Origin of the sequence: Eggerthella sp. BIOML-A4 (assembly GCF_009875575.1) — a bacterium.
Classification (GTDB): Bacteria; Actinomycetota; Coriobacteriia; order Coriobacteriales; family Eggerthellaceae; genus Eggerthella; species Eggerthella lenta.
Genome location: NZ_WWRX01000003.1, coordinates 124,514 through 147,995 on the forward strand (window position 1 = coordinate 124,514; position 23,482 = coordinate 147,995).

General features: G+C 64.4%; 25 protein-coding genes. 16 read left to right on the forward strand and 9 right to left on the reverse strand.

Translation table 11 applies throughout. The features are described 5' to 3' along the window. Nucleotides 1-140 precede the first annotated feature (140 nt). The 4 genes from GT613_RS03545 (at nucleotide 141) to GT613_RS03560 (ending at nucleotide 4,389) form a co-directional block, all read left to right on the forward strand. Nucleotides 141-1,694, forward strand: coding sequence for a hypothetical protein (locus GT613_RS03545; protein ID WP_009608318.1), 1,554 nt, complete (start codon nucleotides 141-143; stop codon nucleotides 1,692-1,694). Next, a complete protein-coding gene (locus GT613_RS03550) occupies nucleotides 1,694-2,254 on the forward strand; it encodes an Rrf2 family transcriptional regulator (RefSeq protein ID WP_009608300.1) in 561 nt (186 codons plus the stop codon). Before GT613_RS03545 ends, GT613_RS03550 begins: the two co-directional genes overlap by 1 nt. Further along, nucleotides 2,245-3,120 carry an adenine glycosylase gene (locus GT613_RS03555; RefSeq protein WP_035576930.1) on the forward strand — a complete coding sequence of 292 codons (876 nt, stop codon included), beginning with the start codon at nucleotides 2,245-2,247 and terminating at the stop codon, nucleotides 3,118-3,120. Before GT613_RS03550 ends, GT613_RS03555 begins: the two co-directional genes overlap by 10 nt. A gap of 690 nt (nucleotides 3,121-3,810) precedes the next feature. After that, nucleotides 3,811-4,389, forward strand: a complete 579-nt coding sequence (locus tag GT613_RS03560) for a manganese efflux pump MntP family protein (RefSeq protein ID WP_009608315.1) — start codon at nucleotides 3,811-3,813, stop codon at nucleotides 4,387-4,389. A 70-nt stretch (nucleotides 4,390-4,459) separates the two neighbouring features. On the opposite strand, the gene pheA is transcribed toward GT613_RS03560, so the two are convergent. Further along, nucleotides 4,460-5,311 carry a prephenate dehydratase gene (gene pheA, locus GT613_RS03565; RefSeq protein ID WP_009304600.1) on the reverse strand — a complete coding sequence of 284 codons (852 nt, stop codon included), beginning with the start codon at nucleotides 5,309-5,311 and terminating at the stop codon, nucleotides 4,460-4,462. A gap of 343 nt (nucleotides 5,312-5,654) precedes the next feature. On the opposite strand from pheA, the gene GT613_RS03570 reads away from it, so the two are divergent. The 3 genes from GT613_RS03570 to GT613_RS03580 are packed head-to-tail and all read left to right on the forward strand — an operon-like array spanning nucleotide 5,655 to nucleotide 9,258. After that, the gene (locus tag GT613_RS03570) at nucleotides 5,655-6,887 is read left to right on the forward strand and encodes a hydrogenase small subunit (protein ID WP_009304599.1); all 1,233 of its coding nucleotides are present in this window, start codon (nucleotides 5,655-5,657) and stop codon (nucleotides 6,885-6,887) included. Nucleotides 6,888-6,893: 6 nt separating this feature from the next. Then, on the forward strand, nucleotides 6,894-8,558 hold the full coding sequence (locus GT613_RS03575; RefSeq protein ID WP_009304598.1) for a nickel-dependent hydrogenase large subunit: 1,665 nt from the start codon (nucleotides 6,894-6,896) through the stop codon (nucleotides 8,556-8,558). A 1-nt stretch (nucleotide 8,559) separates the two neighbouring features. Next, complete coding sequence (locus GT613_RS03580; RefSeq protein WP_009304597.1) at nucleotides 8,560-9,258, forward strand: cytochrome b/b6 domain-containing protein; 699 nt, start codon at nucleotides 8,560-8,562, stop codon at nucleotides 9,256-9,258. A 180-nt stretch (nucleotides 9,259-9,438) separates the two neighbouring features. Here GT613_RS03580 and GT613_RS03585 read toward each other — a convergent pair whose 3' ends face one another. Further along, nucleotides 9,439-10,002 (reverse strand): NADPH-dependent FMN reductase, encoded by a 564-nt coding sequence (locus GT613_RS03585; RefSeq protein ID WP_009608368.1) that lies wholly within the window; start codon nucleotides 10,000-10,002, stop codon nucleotides 9,439-9,441. Nucleotides 10,003-10,099: 97 nt separating this feature from the next. Between GT613_RS03585 and GT613_RS03590 the strand changes: the two genes are divergently transcribed. Both GT613_RS03590 and GT613_RS03595 read left to right on the forward strand, forming a co-directional pair. Beyond that, entirely contained in the window at nucleotides 10,100-10,528 is a 429-nt protein-coding gene (locus GT613_RS03590; protein ID WP_009304595.1) for a hypothetical protein, read from the forward strand. 1 nt (nucleotide 10,529) lies between these two features. Further along, the gene (locus tag GT613_RS03595; protein WP_009304594.1) at nucleotides 10,530-11,030 is read left to right on the forward strand and encodes a hydrogenase maturation protease; all 501 of its coding nucleotides are present in this window, start codon (nucleotides 10,530-10,532) and stop codon (nucleotides 11,028-11,030) included. A gap of 29 nt (nucleotides 11,031-11,059) precedes the next feature. Here GT613_RS03595 and GT613_RS03600 read toward each other — a convergent pair whose 3' ends face one another. Beyond that, complete coding sequence (locus tag GT613_RS03600; protein WP_009608295.1) at nucleotides 11,060-12,739, reverse strand: bifunctional diguanylate cyclase/phosphodiesterase; 1,680 nt, start codon at nucleotides 12,737-12,739, stop codon at nucleotides 11,060-11,062. 244 nt (nucleotides 12,740-12,983) lie between these two features. On the opposite strand from GT613_RS03600, the gene GT613_RS03605 reads away from it, so the two are divergent. The 4 genes from GT613_RS03605 to GT613_RS03620 all read left to right on the forward strand — a co-directional run bounded on the left by GT613_RS03605 (nucleotide 12,984) and on the right by GT613_RS03620 (nucleotide 15,322). Beyond that, nucleotides 12,984-13,406: a DUF488 domain-containing protein gene (locus GT613_RS03605; protein WP_009304592.1), complete on the forward strand. Its 423-nt coding sequence runs from the start codon at nucleotides 12,984-12,986 to the stop codon at nucleotides 13,404-13,406. 289 nt (nucleotides 13,407-13,695) lie between these two features. Then, on the forward strand, nucleotides 13,696-14,334 hold the full coding sequence (locus GT613_RS03610) for a TetR/AcrR family transcriptional regulator (RefSeq protein WP_009608292.1): 639 nt from the start codon (nucleotides 13,696-13,698) through the stop codon (nucleotides 14,332-14,334). Beyond that, entirely contained in the window at nucleotides 14,331-14,897 is a 567-nt protein-coding gene (locus tag GT613_RS03615) for a flavodoxin domain-containing protein (protein ID WP_009608303.1), read from the forward strand. The genes GT613_RS03610 and GT613_RS03615 overlap by 4 nt, the downstream gene beginning before the upstream one ends. After that, nucleotides 14,894-15,322, forward strand: coding sequence for a hypothetical protein (locus GT613_RS03620; protein WP_009608308.1), 429 nt, complete (start codon nucleotides 14,894-14,896; stop codon nucleotides 15,320-15,322). Before GT613_RS03615 ends, GT613_RS03620 begins: the two co-directional genes overlap by 4 nt. On the opposite strand, the gene GT613_RS03625 is transcribed toward GT613_RS03620, so the two are convergent. Continuing rightward, nucleotides 15,319-15,912: a helix-turn-helix domain-containing protein gene (locus GT613_RS03625; protein WP_009608369.1), complete on the reverse strand. Its 594-nt coding sequence runs from the start codon at nucleotides 15,910-15,912 to the stop codon at nucleotides 15,319-15,321. The genes GT613_RS03620 and GT613_RS03625 overlap by 4 nt on opposite strands. Nucleotides 15,913-16,027: 115 nt before the next feature. Continuing rightward, nucleotides 16,028-16,567 carry a CarD family transcriptional regulator gene (locus GT613_RS03630; RefSeq protein ID WP_009608338.1) on the reverse strand — a complete coding sequence of 180 codons (540 nt, stop codon included), beginning with the start codon at nucleotides 16,565-16,567 and terminating at the stop codon, nucleotides 16,028-16,030. A gap of 260 nt (nucleotides 16,568-16,827) precedes the next feature. Here GT613_RS03630 and GT613_RS03635 point away from each other — a divergent pair, with 260 nt between their 5' ends. Continuing rightward, complete coding sequence (locus GT613_RS03635) at nucleotides 16,828-17,625, forward strand: hypothetical protein (RefSeq protein WP_009608335.1); 798 nt, start codon at nucleotides 16,828-16,830, stop codon at nucleotides 17,623-17,625. A gap of 1 nt (nucleotide 17,626) precedes the next feature. Here GT613_RS03635 and GT613_RS03640 read toward each other — a convergent pair whose 3' ends face one another. Continuing rightward, nucleotides 17,627-17,968, reverse strand: a complete 342-nt coding sequence (locus GT613_RS03640; protein WP_009608388.1) for a helix-turn-helix domain-containing protein — start codon at nucleotides 17,966-17,968, stop codon at nucleotides 17,627-17,629. 75 nt (nucleotides 17,969-18,043) lie between these two features. Here GT613_RS03640 and GT613_RS03645 point away from each other — a divergent pair, with 75 nt between their 5' ends. Both GT613_RS03645 and GT613_RS03650 read left to right on the forward strand, forming a co-directional pair. After that, nucleotides 18,044-18,502 (forward strand): MarR family winged helix-turn-helix transcriptional regulator, encoded by a 459-nt coding sequence (locus GT613_RS03645; protein ID WP_009608305.1) that lies wholly within the window; start codon nucleotides 18,044-18,046, stop codon nucleotides 18,500-18,502. Then, complete coding sequence (locus tag GT613_RS03650; protein ID WP_009608355.1) at nucleotides 18,486-19,130, forward strand: 4Fe-4S binding protein; 645 nt, start codon at nucleotides 18,486-18,488, stop codon at nucleotides 19,128-19,130. The genes GT613_RS03645 and GT613_RS03650 overlap by 17 nt, the downstream gene beginning before the upstream one ends. A 375-nt stretch (nucleotides 19,131-19,505) precedes the next feature. Here the strand turns inward: GT613_RS03650 and GT613_RS03655 are convergent, their stop codons facing one another. The 3 genes from GT613_RS03655 to GT613_RS03665 form a co-directional block, all read right to left on the reverse strand. Then, entirely contained in the window at nucleotides 19,506-20,648 is a 1,143-nt protein-coding gene (locus GT613_RS03655) for an aldo/keto reductase (RefSeq protein WP_021410822.1), read from the reverse strand. Nucleotides 20,649-20,739: 91 nt separating this feature from the next. After that, entirely contained in the window at nucleotides 20,740-21,402 is a 663-nt protein-coding gene (nth, locus tag GT613_RS03660) for an endonuclease III (protein ID WP_009304585.1), read from the reverse strand. Between the two features lie 158 nt (nucleotides 21,403-21,560). Next, the gene (locus GT613_RS03665) at nucleotides 21,561-23,372 is read right to left on the reverse strand and encodes an amidohydrolase (RefSeq protein ID WP_021410817.1); all 1,812 of its coding nucleotides are present in this window, start codon (nucleotides 23,370-23,372) and stop codon (nucleotides 21,561-21,563) included. Nucleotides 23,373-23,482 lie beyond the last annotated feature (110 nt).

Consider the following 23,482-nt stretch of genomic DNA (forward strand, 5'->3'; position numbering starts at 1 on the left):
CGCTCATACCCTTCGGGTTGCTTACGTTTTGGGGTTTTTGCGGTTCGACCTATGCGGGGGCTTTCTTCTTGGGTAAAATGTGACCTGGACATAGTCATTTTCTCGCGACGTGCGATCACATCGAAAAGGAGGTTGGGTCCATGTTTGAGAACGATGCGAACAGCTCGCCCAGCCAGAACGACGAGCATAGCAATTCCTCGACCGAGTACCTGCGGCTCGCTTCCCAGGCGTGCGCTTCGGGCGACGCGGTCCTCGGCATGCATCTGTATCTGGCGGCGTTCGAGCGCGCGCAGCACGGCGAAGGCTCCGCCGTCGACGAAGCGGCGCTCGAGGGCCTGAAGCAGGCCTGGCAGCTGGCCTGCAAGCTCAAGGAGCGCTCCATCGCCGAATACGCGTTCGAGCGCCTCGAGCCCTACCTGTCCTCGGACGAGGCCGCGGCTTGCGCCGAGCAGCTGCAGAGCCTCGCGCTCGACAAGCTGGAGGAGTACGGCCTTTCGCGCGAGGACCTGGAGGACATGACCGACATGATCTCCCAGGACTTCCTGGGCTTCGATGCCGCGCGCCTCATGCGGGTGGAGCACGTCACCGAGCCGTCTTCGGCGTGCGTCGCCGAGGCTGCGCCGCAGGCCGCTCAGAGTGCTGCGGCGGACGAGGGCGGCGAGGAGGGCGAAAAGGCCCCGTCCGTCTCCGAGGTGCAGAAGTCGCTCGCCGAGGCCATCCAGGCTTGCGGCGACGACGCGGACGCTCATGCGGTGGTGTCGTCCCTCGAGAACATAACGTATCGCGAGCTCGTGGGCTACGACGAGACCGTGAAGCTCATGCGCGACTTCGGGGTGGGCATGCAGCACGACGAGCGCTTCCAAGAGCTGGTGGAGCTGCTGAACGCGCGCCACGGCCTGGACCGCATGCCGGCCTCCGACGCGCTGCTGTTCCGTTCTCCGGCGCGCGAGGACGCGAACCGATTCATGGCGGCCACGCTGGGCGAGCTGGGGCTGCCGGCCATCCGCATGCACATGGAGGAGAACCTTCAGGGGATGCCGGTGCTGTGCGTCATGGCGCAGGCCGACCGCCAGCCGAAGCTCAACGCGGCGCGCAACGCCTTCGAGGGCGCTGGCGTGCTCATGCTGGAGGACTTGGATCTGTGGATGTCGCCCATGGTGGAGTCGGCCGGCGACGATCTGGGCGGGTTCATCATGGCCAGCCTGTCGCGGGGCGCGCGCGAGGCCATCAGCCTCATCCGCTCGGCGGTGGAGAACCCCGACGTGTTCGTGCTGGCCTCCTCGTCCGAGGCGGGGGAGATCGACCCGTTCTTCTTCGACCTCCTGGAGCCGCTGTCGGTGATCGACATCGACTTTCCCACGGTGTCCGAGCGCGACGACATCTGGATGGAGATAGCCCGCGAGCATCCGTCCCTGCGCGGCATCGACCGTGCATCGCTTGTGCGCTATTCAGCGCAGATGCCGCGCTACGATATGTACATGGCCGCACGCGAGGCCATCGAGGAGGCTTACAAGGCCAGCCTCGTCGCGCGCCGCTACCTGCCGGTGACGGCGGACAACCTGTACGACAAGCTGGCGGCTTACCAGCCGCTCGATTCCGACGAGTACCGCGCGCTCGAAGAGGCGGTCGTGAACGACTTCAGGCGCGAGTTGGAGCATCTGGAAGACCTGCTCGACGGGGAAGAGGGAAACTAATGGACGTCACGCGCCGCTGCGACTACGCCTGCCGGATACTGAGGGCCGCCTACAAGAGCGGGGATTCCTACGTGTCGGTGTCCGACATCGCCGAGCAGGAGGACATTCCCTACGCCTTCGCGCGCAGCATCCAGCACGATCTGGTGAAGGGCGGGCTCATCAAGACGGTGCGCGGCGCCCGCGGCGGGCTCGCGCTCAACTGCGATCCGGCCGCCGTGACCCTGCTGGAAGTGCTCGAGGCGGTTCAGGGGCCGGTGAGCATCTCGCTGTGCGTGATGGATCCCGCTTACTGCGACAAACAGAAGGACTGCGCCTACAACAAGCTGTGGCAGGGAGCCGATCGGCTGCTGAACGCCTACTTCGGCGCTATCACGCTCAAGGACCTCATCGAGCAGGGGGCGTCGCATCCGGTGGTGGAAGCCGCTATGGCGAAGGCGAAGGACGCAGACGCGGTTCCGGCCGCCGTCCGCTGCGCTGCGCAATGCGCCGCGCCCACGCCGCGCATTGCCGCGGAGGCTCCCGACGCCGACGACGCGAGCGCGTGCGAATCGTGCGCATAGCGGGTTCCGGCTCGATTGCGTGGCCGTCCGAGGCGCTCGGGCGCGACGAGTTCGTGGAGCTTGTGCGCCGCGAGGGCGCTCGGCTGCATCGCGACCTGCCCTGGCGTTACATCGACGACCCGTACGCCGTGCTGGTGAGCGAGGTCATGCTGCAGCAGACTCAGGTGGCTCGCGTCGAGAAGCACTGGACGCGCTTCCTGTCGCTGTTTCCCACCATCGACTCCCTGGCGGCCGCAGGCACGGCCGACGTGCTGGCGCAGTGGCAGGGGCTGGGGTACAACCGCCGTGCGCTTGCGCTCAAGCGGGCGGCCGAGACGTGTTCGGCCGAGCGGGGAGGGCTGCTGCCCGACACGGCTGAGGAGCTGGAAACGCTTCCGGGCATCGGTCCGGCCACGGCGGCGGGCGTGATGGCGTTCGCCTACAACCGCCCCTCCGTGTACATCGAGACGAACGTGCGCACGGTGTTCCTGCACGAGCTGTTCCCCGACCGCGACAAGGTTTCCGACCGCGAGCTGGCGCCGCTCGTGGCGTCCACCTGCCCCGAGGACGACGCCCGGGCCTGGTACTACGCGCTGCTCGATTACGGCGCGCACCTCAAGACGCTCGTGGCGAACCCTTCGCGGCGCAGCGCCCACTACGCGCGCCAGTCGGCCTTCGAGGGCTCGCGGCGGCAGAAGCGCGCCGAGCTCGTGCGCGTCGTGCTGGCCGAGCCGGGCATCGGCGCCGACGAGCTGGCCGAGCGCCTGGACGCCTTCGAGCGCGCCGCCGGGCGCGACGGCGTGGATGCGGCCACGTTCGAGTCCATTGTGGCCGACCTCGTGTCCGAAGGCTTCTTCCGCCGAGAGGGCGGCGCGTTCTTCGCCTGACGGGGCCCGCTGCGGCGGGAGGTTGCATTCTTTGCCCTCCTCCGGTTCCGGTCCGCGCTTGGGATGGCATGCGGTCGAATCCTTTTCTTGCAGGGCGGCGTTTTCGAGCGCTTTGGACGCAAAACGGTACCCATGGCAATCCTGACGGCGGAATCAGGTTACGAGAGCTCGCTGAATAGTACCCACCTGGGGTTTTGCACGTGATCCTGATCGGACGGCATGCAAAACAGGTCTCGAGATTGTCATGGGGGCTGATTCGCGCCCAATCTCGCCGGGCTTCCCGCCGCGATCGGAGCGCATGGTCGAGCGAGCTGAATCTATGCAGCGCGCCGCGCGACCTACCGAGTGCCGCCGGGCGGACTCTCCCTATTCAATCGCGTACGCATTGCTCCTCGATAGTTTCTTGTGCGCGAAATAGCGTTTCTTGCATGATTCTTGCATACGATTCTTGACTTTCATGTGTTAGAATATGCCGCATCCCGTGGGGGAGTAGTCGGCCTTGAACGAGGTGGCTGCGTCAACATGCTGCTTCCGCTCGAAGCTGGCGCAACCTTAAACGACAAGACTCGCGGTGTGGCGCACGCGTCGCACCGCTCATCATGCAGCCGGCGCGCACGCCGGTATTTTTATGCCTAAACCGTGGAGTGCGGGGCGGCCAGGGGGGGCCGCAAGCGGACGAGAGGAAAACCCATGGGATTCGTGGAGCTGTTGTTGCTGGCGATCGGCCTGTCGATGGATGCGTTCGCCGTGTCGGTATGCAAAGGCCTGTGCATGAAGCGGCTCAACCTGCGCCAGGCGACGGTCGTCGCGCTGTTCTTCGGCGGCTTCCAGGCGCTCATGCCGCTTGTCGGATGGGCGCTGGGCACGCAGTTCGAGCAGTTCATCACGCCGGTGGATCATTGGATCGCCTTCGTGCTTTTGGCCCTCATCGGCGGGAAAATGCTGTGGGACGCCTTCCATGAGGACGACGAGGAGCTGTCCTGCCCGGCCGACGGTAAGCTCGACCTGCGCGAGCTCGTGATGCTCGCCGTCGCCACGAGCATCGACGCGTTGGCCGTGGGCATCACGTTCGCGTTCTTGCGCGTGGACATCCTCACGTCCGTGGGGCTGATCGGCGTGACGACGTTCGCCCTGTCCATCGTCGGCGTGGCCGTGGGCCACCGCTTCGGCGCCCGCTACGAGAAGCCCGCCACTGTCGTCGGCGGCATCGTCCTCATCCTCATCGGCCTCAAGATCCTGCTGGAGCATCTGGGGATCATAGCCTTCTAGAGAGCCGGACGAGACGGCGCTCCGGTCGGGATGGCAACCGGGCGCGCTCGCTCAAGACGACGGTCGGCCCCTACATAATAGGGTAGCTTCCCAGCACCTTGACCTCGCGCAGCTTGAGGCGCAGGCAGTTGAGCGCGGTCTGCACGGCAAGGTCGTTCACGTTCTCCTTGAACTCGATGAAGAACATGTAGTCGCCGAGCGCCTGCTTGGTAGGGCGCGACTGGATCATCGACAGGTTGATGCCCGCGTAGGCGAACTCCGACAGGATCATGTTCAGCGTGCCGGCGCGGTCCACCTGCAAGAACAGCGCGAGCGAGGTCTTGTAGCGATCGCCGGTGAACACGGGGGGATGCCCCTGGCGGCCGATGAGCGCGAACGACGTCTGATTCCCGAAATGATCCTCGATCTCGCGCTCCTCGACGCGCGCGCCGTACAGCTCGGCCGCGAACGCGTTGGCGATACCCGCGACGCGCGGGTTCTCCATGACCAGCCGCGCGCTCTCGGCGGTGGACGATGTGGTGATGGTGGACCTGCCCGGTAGGCGCTCGCTCAGGAAGCGGCGGCACTGCGCGAGCCCTTGGGCGTGCGAGGCCACCGTGGCAACGTCCTCGATCTTCGCGTCGGGATGCATGACGAGGCAGTGGTGGATGTCGATGACCTCTTCGCCGAGGATGGTGGCCGAGCTTTTGAAGGAGAAGTTGTCCAGCGTGGCCGTGACGGACCCTTCGAGCGAGTTCTCCTTCGCCACCACGCCGAACTCACATTTGCCGCGATCGACGCAGTCGAACACTTCGTCGAACGAGGCGCACTCGAACAGGTTCGGCTCGTCGATGCCGAGGCGGGCTGCGAACGCGCGCGCGGCTTCGTCGGTGTAGGTTCCGGCAGGGCCGAGGTAGGCGAATACGGGTTCGGTTGAAGCCATGGGTCCAATCCTTCTATCGGGGTTCTCGGTTATTCGTGCTTGTGCTATCATACCCGTCTTCACGACAAGATGAACGGCGGTGAACGAGAAACCAACGGGAGTTCTCACCTGTTAGCGGTATGCATAGAGAGGGGCGAAAAAAGTATCACCCTGCATGAAAATGCATAAAGTAGCTAATCAAGTGTATAACTCATGTTACGTGGATGTTGATGCGTAACATTTTTCAGCCACTTGCGGGTCAAACGTTGCGCTCGCGCCCTCGCTGTGCGTTTTAATTCTGGAGTCGTGGAAAATACTGAATCAGCAAGCATTGGAAGACGAGAGCACCTGAGGAGGTGTGCACATGGAAACAGAGGCCACAGTTTCAGAGTTTCAGAACATGCTTTCCGCGCGCGGCGTCAGCCGCCGCAGCTTCATGAAGCTCTGCGGCGCCGTTGCGGTCGCGGCCGGATTGTCCGAGCTCGCTGCGCCGCGCGTGGCGCAGGCCCTCGAGAAATCCGTGATCGGCGCAACGAAGGGCAAGCTGTATCCGGTTATCTGGATCGAGGGCGCGTCGTGCACGGGTTGTACCGAGTCGTTTGCGCAGGTCGAGACGCCGGATGCGGCTTCGATCGTGCTGGACATGATCTCGCTCAACTACTCCGAGACCCTGTCGGCGGCAGCCGGCTGGTCGATGGAGGAGGCCAAGGAGCAGACGATCGAGGCCGGCAATTACATCCTCGTGTACGAGGGAGCTGTGCTGGAAGGCTGGGGCGGCCAGGCTCTGCGCGTCGCCGACAAGCCCGGTACGGAGCATCTGATCGAGGCTGCCGAGAAAGCCAACGCCGTAGTCGCGCTGGGTTCCTGCGCGGTCAACGGCGGCTGGATGGGCGCTCATCCCAACCAGGCGGGCGCGCTCGGCGTGCAGGCGTTCCTGAAGAAGGCCGGCATCAACACGCCGGTTGTGAACGTTCCCGGTTGCCCGGCCAACCCCGAGTGGCTCGTGGCCGTGCTGGCGGACGTGATCTTCCTTGAGAAGCTTCCCGCGCTCAACAGCGAGGACAAGCCTGCCGGCATCTTCGACCAGACGATCCACGACAACTGCGAGCGCCGCGGCCACTTCGAGAACGGCGAGTTCGTGTACAAGTTCGGCTCCGAGGAAGAGGCCAAGGGATACTGCCTGTACCCGCTTGGCTGCCGCGGACCTCAGACGAAGGCGAACTGCGGCGTGACCATGTGGAACAACCGTCGCAGCTGGTGCGTGCAGTCCGGCGCTCCCTGCATCGGATGCTGCGAGGCCAACCCGAACGATCCCGGCCATAACTGGGTCGAGGTCAACACCCCGTTCTACAAGCGTCATCGCGACCTGCGCATCGGCGACTGGATGGTTCAGCCCGGCACTATCGCGCTCGGCATCACCGGCATTCTTGCCGCGGCCCTCGTGGTGCACGGTTTCGGCATGAAGATCACCGGCCGCATGGACGGCGGCGCCGACTTCGAGAAGGTGCGCGGCTGGGACGCGAAGCATCCCGACAAGTCCATCGGCAAGTACGACGAGGCCGACCTTAACAACGACGACAAAAAAGAAGGGAGGTAAGCCCTTATGACTCGTTCAGTCATCGACCCGATTACCCGTATCGAAGGCCATCTCCGCGTCGAGATGGAAGTGACCAACGGCAAGGTTTCCGATGCCTGGGTGTCCGGCGGCTGCTTCCGCGGCATGGAGATGGTCGTCGAGAACCGCACGCCCGAGGATGCTGCCCAGATCGTGCAGCGCATCTGCGGCGTGTGCCCGGTGTCCCACGCCCACTCGTCCGCTATCGCGGCCGAAAAAGCCTACGGCATCAAGATCTCGAACAACGCGCGCATCATCCGCAACCTGCTGGAAGGCGCGCAGTTCCTGCACAGCCATATCCTGTGGTTCTACAACCTGGCTGCCCTCGACTACGTGAACCCGCTGAACGCCCTCAAGGCCGATCCGGCGGACGCTTACGACCTTGCTCAGGCTGCAGGCACCTCCATGAACAGCGACTTCGTCGCGCTCAAGGAGCGTCTGGCGAATTTCGCCGACAACGGCCAGCTGTCCATCTTCTCCGGCAACTGGTTCGACGCGGAGGACGGCACGGCTTACCAGCTGCCGCCCGAGCTCGACCTCATCTGCACGGCTCACTACCTTGAGGCGCTGACGATGCAGGCCAAGGCTTCGCAGATCTCCGCTATCATCGGCGGAAAGATGCCGCACGTCATGACGCTGGTACCGGGCGGCACGGCCTTCGTGCCCACCGATCAGAAGCTTGACGAGTTGAAAGCCCTTGCCGATGAGATTTACGACTGGGTCGAGTCGACCATGATCCCCGACACCCTTGCTATCGCGCCGTACTACATCGATGCGTTGAACTGGGGAAAGGGCTGCGGCCGCTATGTGGCTTGGGGCGTGTTCGAGGGCCCGGGCGACTACGCCAGCTACACCGAGCAGATGGCGAACCGCTACCTGCCCATGGGCGTCATCGACGACAAGCTCAACCTCTCCGACGTGCAGGAGAATCTCATCACCGAGTACATGGGCCGCTCCTGGTACAAGGGCGATGCCACGTACACGTCGCCGTACTTCGTCACCGAGCCGGAGTACACCGAGTACAACGTCGAGGACCGCTACACGTGGGTCAAGTGCCCCGCCTACGACGGCAAGCCCTACGAGGCTGGCGGGCTTTCCCGCGTCTTGGCCGCGTACAAGCGCAACGTGCCGTTCGTGGTCGAGCAGGTTGACGGCCTTCTGGAAGCGCTCGGCGCTCCCGGGCAGATCGGGGTCGCGCAGTCGACGCTCGGCCGCACCGCCGTTCGCCAGATCGAGACGCTCTACATCGCCGGCCTCATGAAGGACTGGGTTGCCGAGCTCATCGAGGCGCTGAAGAGCGGCGACAGCGAGTACTTCCGCGAGCCGTCCACCATCACCGGCGCCGGCACGGGCTTCTGGGAGGCTCCGCGCGGCGCGCTCTACCACTCCGAGAGCATCAAGGACGGCAAGATCGAGGGTTATCAGATCATCATCCCGACGACGTGGAACCTCGCTCCCATCAACGAGAGCGGCGAGCACGGCCCGATGGAGCAGGCGCTTATCGGCAACCCGGTGGGCGACATCGAGAAGCCGATCAACGCGCTGCGCACGGTGCACAGCTTCGACCCCTGCACGGCCTGCGCGGTGCACATCACCGAGCCGGCGACGGGCAAGAGCTTCGAGACCGTCACGAGCCCTTGGGGGGTGAAGTAACATGGCGCACTTGGCACATTACCGCGAAGCGCATCCGATGCCCTTCGTCATCACGCACTGGATCAACCTTGTTGCGATGATCCTCCTGATCATCACGGGCTTCAGCATCCACTTCCCGTTCTGGGGCGGCTTCATGGGCATAGCCCGCGGAGTTCATGTGTTCCTGGGCTTCGTGCTGTTCATCAACTGCATCGTCCGCGTGATCATGGCTTTCTTCGTGAAGTCCGCGCCGGATGGCGGCACCCGCTACCAGGTCACGGACTACAAGACGTGGCTGCCGCAGGCTGACAACCGTCACCAGCTGGGCGCGTGGATTCGCTACTATCTGTTCTTCAAGAAGGATCACCCGCTGGGCGCCAAGCTCGGCGTGCCTCAGAAGATCAGCTACCTGGCCATCCCCATCCTCATCATCGTGATGTTCTACACGGGTCTCGCCCTGTGGGCTCCGACGATGAACTGGGCGTTCTTTGCGGCAGGCACTGATCTGGTGGGCGGCCTCATGTCGATGCGCATCATCCACTACTTCATGATGTACATCTTCATCTGCTTCATGCTCATCCATATCTACCTGGCGAACATCGAGGGCATCTCTCCGACGCTGCTCATGTTCTTCTGGAAAGAGCACGGCGGTCTGGTGTACGACCCCGAGAAGCACACCATCGTGGGCGAGGACGACCTCAAGCACGGCGAAAAGGCGTAAGCTTCCAGCTTCGGCACTGACGAAAGGACCCGGGAAACCGGGTCCTTTCACGTCCGGAGTGGGGCGGGGAATCGCGTGCCAGGGGTGTGTGGAGGGGACGGGGGATTTGACGCACCAGGGGACTTCGTGTGTCAAATCCCCCGTCCCCTCGACACGCGCTCAAGATGAGGGAGGTCCTCGCTAGCCCTGTTCGCGCTCGACGAACCTGACGAAGGCGTCGGCTTGGGCTTCGAGGTAGGGTGCCGAGGATTCCAGCTTGAGGCGCCCCTGCTCGTCGGCCTGCGTGGCGATATGGGGGATGCACAGGCGCGGCTTGTTCATCACGTGCGCGTCGAGGAAGCTCAGCATGCCCACGAGCTGATCTTGAGCATGCGAGGCGCCGCTCATGCCGATGCTCGCGCCGGCCAGCGCGACGGGCTTCTCCGCCAGCACCTGCGCTTCGGTGGCGCTTACGGGGCGCGACAGCCAGTCCAGGAGGTTCTTCAGCGGTCCGGGGATCGCGTGGTTGTACTCGGGGCTGAACAGCCACAAGCCGTCTGTTTCGCGAACGGCCTCGCGCACGCGCGTCACCGCTTCGGGGGCGGGATGCTCGATATCCTGGTTCATGAACGGCACGTCTTCCCAGCGGAGAATGCCGTATCCGACCTCCGGGTGCTTCTCGCGCATCAGGGCTCCGGCCGCTTCGGCCAGTTGCCGGTTATAGCTGTTCTCGCGCAGGGACCCTGCGATTGCCAGCAGCTTCATGACGTCTCCTTCCGCTCGGCTAAAGCCCCCTCATGTGCGGGACTTCCTCGTCTATAATGGCAGACAATCGACGAAGGTACGAAAGGGATAACGAATTGTGACTGAATTGACCGACGAACAGATCGCTCGCGAAGAGAAGTTCCTCGAGGGTATTCCCCGGCTCAACATCGGCGCGCTGTTCCTGCCGCCTATCTGGGGCCCCGCGCACGGCATGTGGGCCGCTATCCTGTTCTATCCCATCTGGCTGTTCGCCGACAACACGTTCTATGCGGCATTCACCGAGCGCACGCCGCTGGCAATAGGCATCGCGTTGATCGTATTGCTCACGCTGACGGTGGGCACGGTGGTGTTCGCCATCCTGGGCCAGCCCTTCGCGGCGCATCGCGCGGCGAGCCTCGGTCAGGACAAGGAGACGTACCTCAAGCGCGAGCGCATCTGGACGATAGCGAGCGTGATCGCAGGGATCGCGATGATCGCGGCGGCGACGTACTACAACTTGGTCATCCGCCCGACGGTGGGGGCGTAAGGTGGGTGCTGCCCGGCGCATCGCGGTGTTCTGCGTTGGCAACAAGCTTATGCTCGACGACGGCGTAGGCCCTGCCGTGTACGAGGAGCTGCTGACGCGATACGATATTCCCGACAACGTGGAGCTGTTCGATTTGGGTTGCCTCTCGCTCAACATGATCGAGCGCGTGCGCGAGTACGACGTTATCATCACGGTGGATGCAGTTGACGGCACCGATGCCGATCCTGGCACGGTGTTTCGCTTCGAGCCCGATGCCATGGCGCGCCATTCGGGGGCAACAGCGTCGCTGCACGATCTCAAGCTGGTCGACCTGTTCGACGCCGCTGCGCTTTTAGGCTACGAAGCCGAGGGCCTGTGCCTGGGAATGCAGGTGGAGAACCCATCGCCTGCCGTGGTCACCGTGGGGCTGACTCCGAAAGTGGATGCGGCGCTGCCCCTGTTGGTCGAGACGGTGGCAGGGGAGCTTGCGCGCCTGGGCTCGCCTTTGCGAGCGCGGGCCTAGATCGATCTGATGCGCTGGAAGACGCGGGACTAAGAGGCCGTCTGCGGCGTGATGAACCGTTCCTCGAAGCTATGCGCCGGAATGGGGCACGAGACGAAGAAACCCTGGATGCTGTCGGCGCCGATGGCGCGCACGGCGTCGAGCTCGGTGGGTTCTTCCACCCCTTCGACCGTCACCTCGATGCCCACGCTATGGCACAGCTCGATGACCGCGTCTATGAACGCGCGGTTGAACGCTTCCCGGTGGATGTCCTTGATGAACAGGCGGTCGATCTTCACGATGTCGGCGGGCGACTGGGCCAGCAGGCCAAGCGACGAGTAACCGGTGCCGAAATCGTCCATGGCGATGCGGATGCCGATGGAGCGCAGACGGTCGAACGTGGCGCGCAGCGCGTCCATGTCGGTGACGAAGTAGCTCTCGGTCATCTCCAGCACGATGGACGCCGGGTCGACCCCGGTGCGCTCGACGAGCTGCTCCACGAACGGCACGAAGTCGGCGTCGAGCAGCTGCAGGTAGGAGATGTTCACGTCCATGATGAAGCCGGGATGCGTTTCCGACCAGCGCTTGCACTGCGTGAACGACTGCTCCAGCACCCAGCGGCCCACCTGGCCGATGAGCCCGTACGACTCCAGCACGGGAATGAACTCCACCGGCGAGAGCTGGCCGTGCTCCTTGGAACTCCAACGTAAAAGCGCTTCCGCTCCGGCGATGTCCATGGTTTCCGCGCATACGAGCGGCTGGTAGTACAGCTCGAAGTTCTTCATATCGTCGAGGACGGAAGACTGCATGTAGTCGCTGATCTCCAGGCGGCGAAGCTTCGTCGCGATCGTCGCGGACGAGAAGAACGTGGAAGTGTTCTTGCCGCGCTGTTTGCTCTCTTCCAACGCGTTCTCCGCGTTGCGCAGCAGATCCTGGGCGCTCTGGGCGTCTTGGCCGATCATCGCGATGCCGGCCGACACCATGCAGAAGAAGCTCAAGTCGTCGATGGTGTGTTGGCGGTTCGCAACCACGTGGATGGCGTGGTAGAGCTCTTCCATGGCGGCGCAGCCGGCGCCGTCCATCACGATAGCGAACACGTCGCCATCGAGGCGGAACATGGACGCTCCTTCGGGGATGAGGCGTTGGGTGGACTGGGCGAACATTCTGAGCACGGTGTTTCCGAAAGCGTGGCCGTTCAGCAGGTTGATGCGAGAAAAGTCATCGAGCCCCAACAGCATGACGCCGCCCTGCGATTCGCAGGCGATGAGCCGATCGATGAGGTTCGTGCATTCGTCGTGCGTGAACAGCCCGGTGACCGAGTCGATTTTACCCTTGCGCTCCAGACAGGTGACCACGCCGGCGAACATCGTCGGCTGGCCGTTCTCGTCGCGCTTCAGAAGTCCGCGACACATCACCCAGATACTTTCTCCCAGGGCGTTCTTCACCTGGTATTCGAGATCGTGGCAGTCGGTTTCCCCTGAGAGCATGCTGTCGATCGAATCATCGAAGCGCTTCCGATCGCGTTCGACGATGAGTTCTCTCCAGAGAGGGATGAGGCCGGGAACGAGGCTGTCCGGCAGGTCGAAGTCGTCGCGCATGTTGTCGGAGACGAGCGCGATATCGCGTTGCATGTCGATGATGTACAGGTAGTCGTCCGTGCTGAACGCTATAGCGTCGTAGAACAGTCGCGCGTCGAGCTCGAACGACTTCAGCGCTTCTTTCGTGTCCAAGAAGTGCGCTCCGTTTCAATGATCCGTTGAGCATGCCTTCTGTATTGTAAACGCAATCGGTGCGTTTTCGAGCGTAAATGCTTATCGAAGAGGGGAAGATTTTCATCGATGGGAAAATGTGCCGGATGGCGGCGCAATGACGAAGGCTTCTCGTTTTGTCCACAGTGCACCGTTGCGCCCGCGCGCCGGCATAACTTGGGGTAACGTACCGGAGGAAACGATTGACGCGAAGGAGCATCCGCTCATGCACATCCACACCATCAGCGCTTACGAGACTTCGGCAGAAGAGTTCTTCAAGCGCCTCGTCGACTGGAAGGTCGACCTCGTGGTGGACACGAGGCTGAAGAACACGAACCAGCTGGCCGGCTTCACGAAGCGTGACGACCTGGCCTATTTCGTCGAGGAGCTCGTCCATGCCCGTTATGTGCACGACAAGCTGTTCGCCCCGGCGCCCACCATGATGGAGCGCTATATCCACGGCAACATCGGGTGGGACGCCTACGCCGATGCCTACCGCGAGGACATGCGCGAGCGTGAGGCCGTGCCGCAGTTCTTCGACCGTTACGGGGACTGCGAGTCCGTGGCGCTGGTGGGAACCGCCACGCGCTCTCGCCGCTCCCATGTAGAAGTGCTCGCCGAGATGTTGGAGGAGTTCCAGAAGGAGTAGGGAGGCAACTCCCCCGTCATCCTGAGCGAGCGCAAGCATTCGACAGTCCGGTGTACTGTCGAACTCCCGAGCACGCGAAGCGAGCGCAGGGAGGCACCGCGAAGCGGGAACGCGAAGGGTACCGTGCGGCGTTAGCTGTTAGCGTTACGGCTGTCGCCACGCGGGATCCTTCGACTGAGCGCCTGCGGCGCTCCGCTCAGGATGACAAAGGGAATGAGCGTCATCCCTTGAAAAACTAGCGATTGTTAGTTAATATACTAGCAGTCGCTAGTTTTGTAGAGGAGAGACCATGCGGGGGAAGGACACGAAGGAACGCATCGTCGAGGAGGCGTTCGCGTTGTTCGCATCGCGCGGCTTCCATGCGGTGTCGGTGCGCGACATCGCGGCGGCCGTCGGCATCAAGGACGCGTCGCTGTACAACCATTTTTCCGGCAAGCAGGCCATATTCGACGCCATCGTGCGCGATGCGCTGGAGCGGACGCGTCGGTTCTTCGGAGAGCGCAGCATCCTGTTCGACGTCTCCGACGACGCGACGCCGTACGAGGAGATGAACGCCGAGCGCATACACGAGATGGTGCTGCCGTCGTTTCGCTACTTCTTCGAGGATCCGTACATGGTGCGCCTGCGCCATTTGCTGGTGATCAGCCAGTTCGAGAGCGAGGAGGCGGGGCGCGTCTACCGCCTCGTGTTCGTCGAGCAGCCCATGGCGCTGCAGCGCACCATCTTCGAGCATCTCATGGCGACGGGCGAGTTCGTCCGCGACGACGCCGCGCAGATGGCCGTCGAACTGCAGGGCGTCCCGTTCATGCTCATGCATGCGGGTCTGACATGGGAGGAAGCCGAACCGCGGCTCGCCGCCCACGTCGAGCGGTTCGCGCGGGCGCATACGGCGGCGGGGCGGGGCATTCGAGGAGGGGAGCGGGCATGAGCACGGTGGTTGTGTATTCGTCGCAGACGGGGTTCACGAAGCGCTACGCGGAGTGGCTTGCGGAGGAGCTGGGGTGCCAGGCGGTGTCGCTCGGCGACGAGCCGCGGTTCGACGCAAGCGGTTTCGACGTGGTGGTGCTGGGCGGATGGCTTCATGCGGGAGGGCTCGCGGGCAAGAAGTGGCTTGCGCGCGCCCGTGAGAAGCATCTGCAGACGCGGTTCGTCGTGTTCGCAGTGGGCGCGACGCCCGTGGAATGGACCGACATGGTGGAAGAGGCGCTTGCCAAGGAGCTGCCGTCGCCGGAGTTCGACGACGTGGAGCGCTTCTACCTGCGCGGCGGGTTCGCCTACGAGCGCCTGGGCTTGCCGGACAAGCTGGCCATGAAGCTGTTCTTCAAGATGCAGGAGAAAAACGCCGCCGCCGACCCGCGCACCGCCGAGATGCTCGAGGGCATGCGCGGCGGCTTCGACGGCACCGACCGCGCCGCCATCGCGCCGGTCGCGGCGCGCGTCCGCGCGCTTGACGCCGCCGCGGTGCCGGCGGGAAGCGCGGAGCGCGCATGAACGCGGCGCGCCGCATCGTGCGCGTCATCTGCGTGTTCAACGGGGTGTGCGCGGTGGTGTGCGGCGGCTTCATGATGGCGGGCGCTGCGGGCATCCTGCCGCCCGCGTTCGGCGAGCTCTTCGGCTTCTTCGACCTCATGGTGCCCTTGATTCAGCGGATGCCGCTGCCTGCGTATATGACGGCCGATCTGTTCTGGCCGGGGCTTGCCCTTGCGCTCGTGAACGGGGTGGCAAACCTCGTGGCCGCTGTGCTGTTCGCGCGCAGCGATGGGCGCGCGCGTTCGTGGGCGCTGCTGGCCGGCGCGCTGCTCATCGTCTGGTGCGTGTTCGAGCTCGTGTACCTGCCGAATCCGGTCTCGGTGATCTACCTGGTGATCGGCCTCGTGCAGACGGCATGCGCGGTGGTGATGCGTCCCGCGCGCTAGCGGCGCGCGGGTTCGTGCCGCATGAGGCCGTGGGCCGTGCAGTACGTGTAGAGCTTCGCGCCGGCGAGGCGGGGCAGGCGCGCTTCGGCGCCCTGCTCGGGGTAGAGTTTTTCGACGGCCATGCGGTCGAAGCCCACGACGGCGACGAAGCCGAGGTGGTGCTGCTTGTTCATCTCGTGGTCGAAGGTGACGTACCAGTCGCCCTCGATCGGCTCGACGTGCACGGCGTGCGCCTCGTCGGCTGGCAAGGCGACGAGCGGGGGCAGCTTCCTGCCGCAGCAGGACACTTCGGCGTCGCCGGTGGTGACGATCACGTTGCCGCAGGCGGGGCAGACGCGGAATGCGGTGCGTTTCATGGTTCCTCCCGTTCGGGCATCGACGGCCAGGCGGCCGTCGAGCAGCGTTTCCACGGGAGTTCCCAAGCGTTCGGACAGGCCGGGCAAAAGCTCGACGTCGGGGCAGCCGCCTCCGCGCTCCCACTTGGACACGGCCTTGTCGGTGACGCCGAGCGCGTCGGCGAGCTGGCGCTGGGTGAGCCCGCGCTCCTCGCGAAGCGCGCGGATGAGCGTGCCGGTGTTTCTGGCGTCCATGGCGTTCCTCCCTGGTTTTTCGGACGGCGTTCACGATACGCGCGCGCCGCGGCCGGCGCAATGAACGCTCCGTAGAGTCGCGTCTCCCGGCGTAGCGGGGGCCTCTGGCAGCCCGTCAACGCCGGAGCGCCTCGGCTTGCTTCACGCGTTCGACGAGCACGTCCTTCACGTTCTCGCGCGGGACGGCCAGCGACACCGCAAGCTCGTCGCACAGCAGGCCTTCCGCCAGGTCGAAGTACTTCTTGTCCGTGGCGGTGATGCGGCGGCCCGAATCGACGCGCCGCACGCTGCGCTCGTGGACGGACTTCATGATGGGAATCAGATCCTCGGGCGCGAACGTCCTGAGGCGCTTGTCGTATTCTTCCTTCATGCGGCGCTCCAGCAGGGTGGGCGTGGGCGCGTCGGGCTTGAGGGCGTTCTCGTCGATGGTGTCGGCGTCCACGATGGAGTCTATCAGGGCGAGCGCCTTGCGTTTCGACATGACCGGGCGCAGGTTGTCGGGCGTGGCCTCGTCCACGGCAACGAACAGCTTGAGCGAGTTCTCGAACAGCGCGCGCAGCTCGAGGTAGTCCTTGCCTTCGAAGTAGTTCTCGCGCAGGGCGGCAACTTCGCAGACATGATGACGGTAGACGACCGTATCTCCGCATGCGTACATGGCAACCTCCGATGATGGGTGGGAACGGTAGGCGCGGTTCAGTCGCGTCGCGGTGACGTCGCAGAATCAGCGCTTTCATTGTACCACTTCGCGGGAAGCGTGCGCGCATCCCGCCTCGGCGAGCGGCGAAGCTCTTCGTTACCGCGAGGTGCCTAGGGCACGATATTGTGCCTACTTTCGGTTGTGCTGCGCTACGGGTATCGTTCTTCTTGTTTGAAACGGAAGCGGCAGGAAAGTCGCGCGAAGCAAAGGAGCAAGACGTGGAGAAAACCGCATGCACGCAGGTGGAGCTAGAGACCGGGTTGGTGGACGTGTACGATTTCGGAAACGTGAAGCTGCACGCGTACCGCACGGGCGACCCGATCGACGACGAGGTGTTCGTGGTCGAGAAGGATGGACGGGGCTTCGTCATCGAGTACCCGTGCTTTTTCGACAGCATACGCGCGCTTGAGGAGTACGTAGCGCGGCTCGGCATCGCAATCGAAGGCATCGTGGCCGCCTACCACATGGCTGGGGCTAGTTTCCTGGGCGGCACGCCGGTATACGCTACGAAGGAGGCTGACGCGTACGGTCATGTCGGCGGCGGCCGGGCGCTCATCGACGGCTTCGCCGAAGCTTTCGGCGAAGCGTTCGACGCTTCCATCGCCACGGTGACGAACGTCATCGAAAGTGACGAGTTCGAGCTTGCGGGCGTGCACCTGCGCATCGTACGCAACGCGGAGGCTTTCGACCTCGAGCTGCCCGACCTCAACGTCGCGTACACGCACATGCTGGGGCACGACTGCCACTCCATCGTGGCGGGCGCAGGACATGCAGACGCGCTGATCGCCCAGCTGGAAGGTTACCTCGATCGAGGATTCGACCTTGTCCTGACCTCGCATTACACGCCCGAGGACCTCAAGGACGTGCAGGCGAAGATCGACTATCTGCGCGAACTCAAGGACGTCGCGGCGGTATGCGCATCGGCCGAGGAGTTCAAGGAAGCCGTTCGCAAGCGCAATCCGGGGTACGCGGGCGACAACTACCTCGAGATGACGAGCGGGTTCTTCTTCGCCTAGGCTATTTTCGCGTCTGCGCTGCGCGTTGCTGGTAATCGACGCCCCATGTCCGCATGGCGTCGATGACGGGTCGCAGGCTGGCGCCCGCCTCCGTGAGAGAGTACTCCACGCGGGGCGGCACTTCGGGGTAGACCCGGCGCTCGACCAGGCCGCGCTCCTCCATCTCGCGCAGGTTGCTGGTAAGCACCTTCTGCGAGATGGAGCCGAGCGAGCGCTTCAGCTCGCCGAAGCGCTTCGTGCCGTCCAGTAGATCGCGCATGATGAGCAGCCGCCATTTGCTGCCGATGAGCTGGGCGGTGGTTTCGACGGGGCAGGCGGGCAGCTCGGCGGGATCGCAGGCCACGGTTCGGCTCCTTCCTTGCGAAATACTTTGATATCCAAGTATAATGCTCGCATCGACGGAAGGAAAGGGGTGCGGATGGACGATCTGGTGAACCAGCTGTCGAGAACGCTCGCACAGGCGAACCGCTTCATTGCGATCAAGCTGAAGGAACGCGGCCTCGACGGCATTGCGCCGTCGCACGGCGACATCCTCATGCAGTTGTTCGCCTGCGGCGAGCAACCCATGCAGGAGCTGGCGCGCGCCATCGGGCGCGATCCGTCCACGGTGACGGCGCTCGTGAAGAAGCTCGCCGCCGCTGGATACGTACGCACCGAGAAAGGCGTGGAGGATCGTCGCGCCACCATCGTGTCGCTGACCGAGCGGGGTCGTGGGCTGCGCGGGGAGTTCGAAGCGGTGTCGAAGGAGCTGAGCGTGGTGCAGGGGCTCGGCATCGACCCTACGGATATGGAAACGGCGCGCAGGGTCCTGGGCACCGTGCGCGACAATTTCGAACACGCTTTGAAAAAGGAGGACGGACATGGACGAGGCGCTTGAGCTCGAGGACATCGATGCGGCGTACTGCCTGCTGTTTCTGCGCGAGGTGCGCGATGCGGCGTTCGCCACGGTGGACGAGGAGGGCCTGCCCGCGGTGCGCGTCATCGACGTGATGATGGTGGAGGACGGGCGTCTGTACTTCGTGGCCGCCCGCGGCAAGGCGTTCTGCGCCGACATCATGCGCACGCGCTACGTGGCCATCGTGGGGCAGTCGCAGGATTTCCGCACCTGCCGGCTGCGCGGGGCGGTGGAGCGTCCCGACGACGAGGCCGAACGGCATCGCCTGATCGACCGCATCTTCGAGCTGAACCCCTCCATGCGCGAGCTGTACCCGGGCGATTCCCGCTACGTGCTGGAACCGTTCTACCTGCAGGATGCGCAAGGCGAGTACTTCGATCTCAGCGGCAAGCCCATCGTGCGCGTGCCGTTCGCCTTGGGATCGCTGCGCGCAGCCGTCGAAGGGTTCGTCATCACGGACCGCTGCCAGGAATGCGGCGCTTGCGCCGACGCGTGTCCCGAAGCCTGCATCGAGGAGGGGCCGCCGTATGCCATCGTCCAGGAGCATTGCCTGCGCTGCGGGCTGTGCCGGGAGACGTGCTCCTTCGGTGCGATCGACCGCCGTTCGTGACGGAGCTCGACGAGCCGACACGCTCGTCTTGGTTGCGAAGGAATGCCCGGTTTGGACGCAACATGCCTCCCATGCCAATTTGGCCGTCCGAATTCGTGTCGTCGGAACCGCAGGGTTTTCCGCCATCTGGGCTTATGGAGGCGATCACGCAATCCCCCAGGCGGAAGCGCGCTCGGAATTTGTCATGGGGTGCGATTTGCGCACAAACGCCGAAGCGGCGCTCGTGGGAACGGGAGCCCGGCTCCGACCAGCTACGGGTAGCGGCTGACGCGCTGCCGCTCGGAACGGCCGATTCTGCGGAGAAAGCGTCCGCTTCGGGCGGCAGCGCGCTCCCGCGGGCCGCGGCCTCTGCGGCAGCGCGGCAGCGCCGACGCGTTATGCGAACAGCGCGGCCGCCTTCTCCATGCGCTCGGCTATCGGCACGCCGAAGGGGCAGCGCGGCTCGCAGGCGGCGCAGGCCGTGCAATCGTCGGCGGTCGCGTTAAGTGCTCGGTAGTGCTCGCGGATCGAGGCGGGCATCTCGTCCTGCATGACAGCCAGGTCGTAGAACTTGTTGACGGCGGCGATATCGATTCCGGCCGTGCAGGGCGCGCAGTGGCCGCAGTAGGTGCACTGGCCGAAGTAGGCGTGCTTCGGCGCTCCCGCCAGCACGCTCGCGTAGTCCTTCTGCGCTTCGGCCGCCGTTTCGTAGGCCACGGCATCGTCGACGTGCGCCGGCTCGTCGAAGCCTGCCAGGATGCTGGCCGCAGCGGGGCGGGTGAGCGCGTAATGGATGCACTGCACGGGCGTCATCGCCACGCCGAACGGAGACGCCTCGGTGCTGAACAGGCGTCCGCCGGCATACCCCTTCATCACCGTGAGCCCCACGCCCTCGCGTTCGCACAGCGCGTACAGCTCGGCGCGGGCGGGATCCATGCCCTCGAGCGCGTCGTCGTAGGCGAAGGTGAACGCGTCGTCGAGGCTGGCCGTGGCCGGCAGGAGGTCGAAGGCGGGGTTCACGCTGAACATGACGGCCTCGATCTCGCCGGACAGCGCGGCTCTCTTCGCCACCTCGGGCGCGTGGGTGGACAGCCCGATATGCCCGATGACGCCGGCGGCTTTGAGCGCGCGCACGTATTCGATGAACTCCCCGGCCATGATGCCCTCGTACTCGTCGACGTCGTCGACGTAGTGGATCATGCCCAGCTCCACGTGGTCGGTGCCGAGGCGCGCGAGCAGGTCCTCGAACGCGGGACGCACGAGATCCATGTCGCGCGTGCGCACGTACTGGCCGTCTTGCCAGGTGGAGCCGATGTGGCCCTGGATGATCCAGCGGTCGCGCGTGCCGGCCAGCGCAGCTCCGAGGTTGCTGCGCACCTCGGGTCCCGCCATCCAGCAGTCGAGGATGTTGATGCCCGCCTCCTCGCAGCGCTCGACCACGGCGCGCACCTCGGCGGCCGATTTCTTTTCCATCCATTCGGCTCCGAAGCCGATCTCGCTGACTTCGAGCCCCGTCCTGCCCAGTTCGCGGTAGCGCATACAAACCCCTCTCGCGATAGTCCTTCGCGTTCGCATGCAGCACGCTTCCGTACTGCTTCTTGGAGCGAACTCTAATCCAAGTTTTTTCTTCTTACGCCTTCCCGCAGCTGGGGCAGAGGTCGCAGAGGAAACATGTCGCGCACTTCGGGTTGCGGGCGATGCACGTTTCGCGGCCGAACAGCACCCATTGGTGGTTGATGGGACCCCAGTATTCGCGCGGGTACAGCTTGAGCAGGGCGGCCTCGGTCTTCGCTGGCGTGTCGGCCGAGGGGCCGGCGAACTTCAACCGATGCGCGATGCGGAACACGTGCGTGTCCACCGCGATGCCTTCCACGATGCCGAACGCCTCGTTGAGCACGACGTTCGCCGTCTTGCGCCCCACGCCCGGCAGCTTCTGCAGCTCGTCTATGTCGCGCGGGATCTCGCCGCCGTAGTCGGCCACTACCATCTGAGCGCACTTGATGACGTTCGCCGCCTTCGTATGGAAGAAGCCGATGGTGCGGATGATGCCTTCAACGTCGCGGACGTCGGCCGCTGCGAGGTCCGCGGGCGTGGGGTAGCGCTCCCACAGCGCGGGCGTGACCTTGTTCACGCCTTTGTCGGTGGTTTGGGCGCTCAGCAGCACGGCGATGGTCAAGCGGAACGGGTCGCCCCAGTAGTGCAGCGCGCACTCGGCGGCGGGGTAATGCTCGTTCATGCGCTCCGCCACCGCGAGGGCGCGCTGGCGTTTGGCGGTCATGGTCTCGCGTGGCATAGGATCTCCTCGGGATGCGGTTTTAGCGAAACTCCTCCCAGTATAATGAAGTTCTTCGTCCGTGTCCCGCTTTCGAGGACGGCGAACGGCGGATGCGCGCCGCGATTGCCGTTCGCCGTCCGATTGCTGGTACCGCTCTTGCCGTCGGCGTCGTGGGGCTAGCCCTCGTGCACGATGCGGCCGTCGGAGATCGTGTAGCGCACGGTGCTGTCGGAGATCTTCTTCGGGTCGCAGGTCAGGATGTTCTGGTCGAGCACCGCGAGGTCGGCCTTCTTCCCGACCTCGATGGTTCCCACGAGGTCCTCCATGAAGTTCTCGAACGCGACGTTCTTCGTGTAGGCTTCCAGGGCCTGGTACGGCGTGATGGCTTGCTCGGGCCAGCGATGCATATCGGTGTCCTCTTCGCCGGGATAGGGGCTGTTGCGCGTGACGGCGACCTCGATCTCCTCCAGGGGCGCGAACGGGGTGACCGGGCCGTCGCTGGCGCCGCTCACGATGCAGCCGGCTTCCAGCATGTTCTTGACCGGGTACATGGCCATCGCGCGCTCTTCTCCGATGTAGGCGATCTCGAGCTCGCACAGCGGGTCGCGGTACATCCACAGGAACTGCAGCGCGCTGATGACCCCGAGGTCGGCGATCCTCTTGATGTCCTCGTCGGCCACGGCGCACACATGGGTCATGGTGTAGCGGCGGTCGGCGCGCTCGCCGTTCTCCTTGATCGCGTTCTCGAAGGCGTTCAGCGTGTTGCGGACGGCGCCGTCGCCGATGGCGTGGACGTGCACCTGCACGCCCGCCTTGTCGAGGGCGGCCACCATGGCGTCGAACTCCTGCTGATCCCATTCGGATTCGCCGTACCAGTCCGATCCCTTGCCGGCGGCTTCGTTGTACGGTTCCAGCATGACGGCGCTGCCGCCTTCGGTGACGCCGTCAGAGAACATCTTCGCGGTGCCGGTGGATATCATCTCGCTGTCGTAGCGTGCAAGGCCCTTCACCGTTTTGACCGCTTCGCTCGGATCGGTGCCGGGGATGATGGTGGGCAGGATCCTCATGCGCAGGTTGAGTTCGCCGGCCTTTTCCAGCTCGGAGAAGAAGCGCGCGTCCACGGCGGAGAGGTTCGTGATGCCGGTCAGGCCGAAGCGCGACGCGTCCTCCTGGTACTTCGCGATGGCCTGCTCGTACTCTTCGTCGGTGTGCTCGGACACGACGAGGGCGGACACTTCGGTGGCGGCGCCGTCGATGAGGTATCCGGTGGGTTCTCCGTTCTCGTCTCTGGTGATGATGCCGCCGAGCGGGTCGGGCGTGTCGCGCGTGATGTTCGCCATCTCGAGCGCCTTGCTGTTGACCCAGGCGGAGTGGTGCGAGACGTCCAAAAGCAGGATGGGCTTGTCGGGGCAGATCTCGTCGAGCAGCTTCTTGTTCGGCCCGGGGTTGCTGCCGTCCTCCAGCTGGAACGCGTTCACCATGAACGGGTTGCCCGTGTACGCCTCGCGTTCGGGATGCGCCGCGACGAAGTCGGAGATGATCTTCACGTACTCGTCGACGGTGGTCGCGTCGCCGAGGTATATGTCGTAGAGCTTGGTGACCCAGTCTCCCGGGGCGTGGATGTGGCCGTCCATGAAGCCGGGCACCACCATGCCGCCTTCGAGGTCGATCACCTTCGTGCCGCTTCCCGCGAAGGCCTCGAGCCCCGCCTCGTCGCCGACGTAGACGATCTCGTTGCCGTCGACGGCCAAGGCTTCGGCGACGTCGTTCTCGGACGTCATGGTTTGGATCGTGCCGCCGCGAAACGCGAGGGTGGCCGTTTTCTGCTGGGCGCCGGCGCCTCCCTCCGCCTCGTCCGTTTGCGCTTCGCTGTTTTCGCTTCCGCAGCCCGAAAGCGCCGGCAAGATGAAGAGCGTGGCCGCTCCCGTCGCGCCGATTTTGACGAACTTCCTGCGGGACAACGTGTTCGATGGTTGGTTCGTGTCCATGGCGTGCTGCTCCCTTCCTCGTGCGGCGGGTCGTGTCGACCGCGTTCCAGCCGCTTCCTGACGCAGGTATACAGGCGGATTCGCCCTGTCCGGAAGTCCTATTTGCGTTT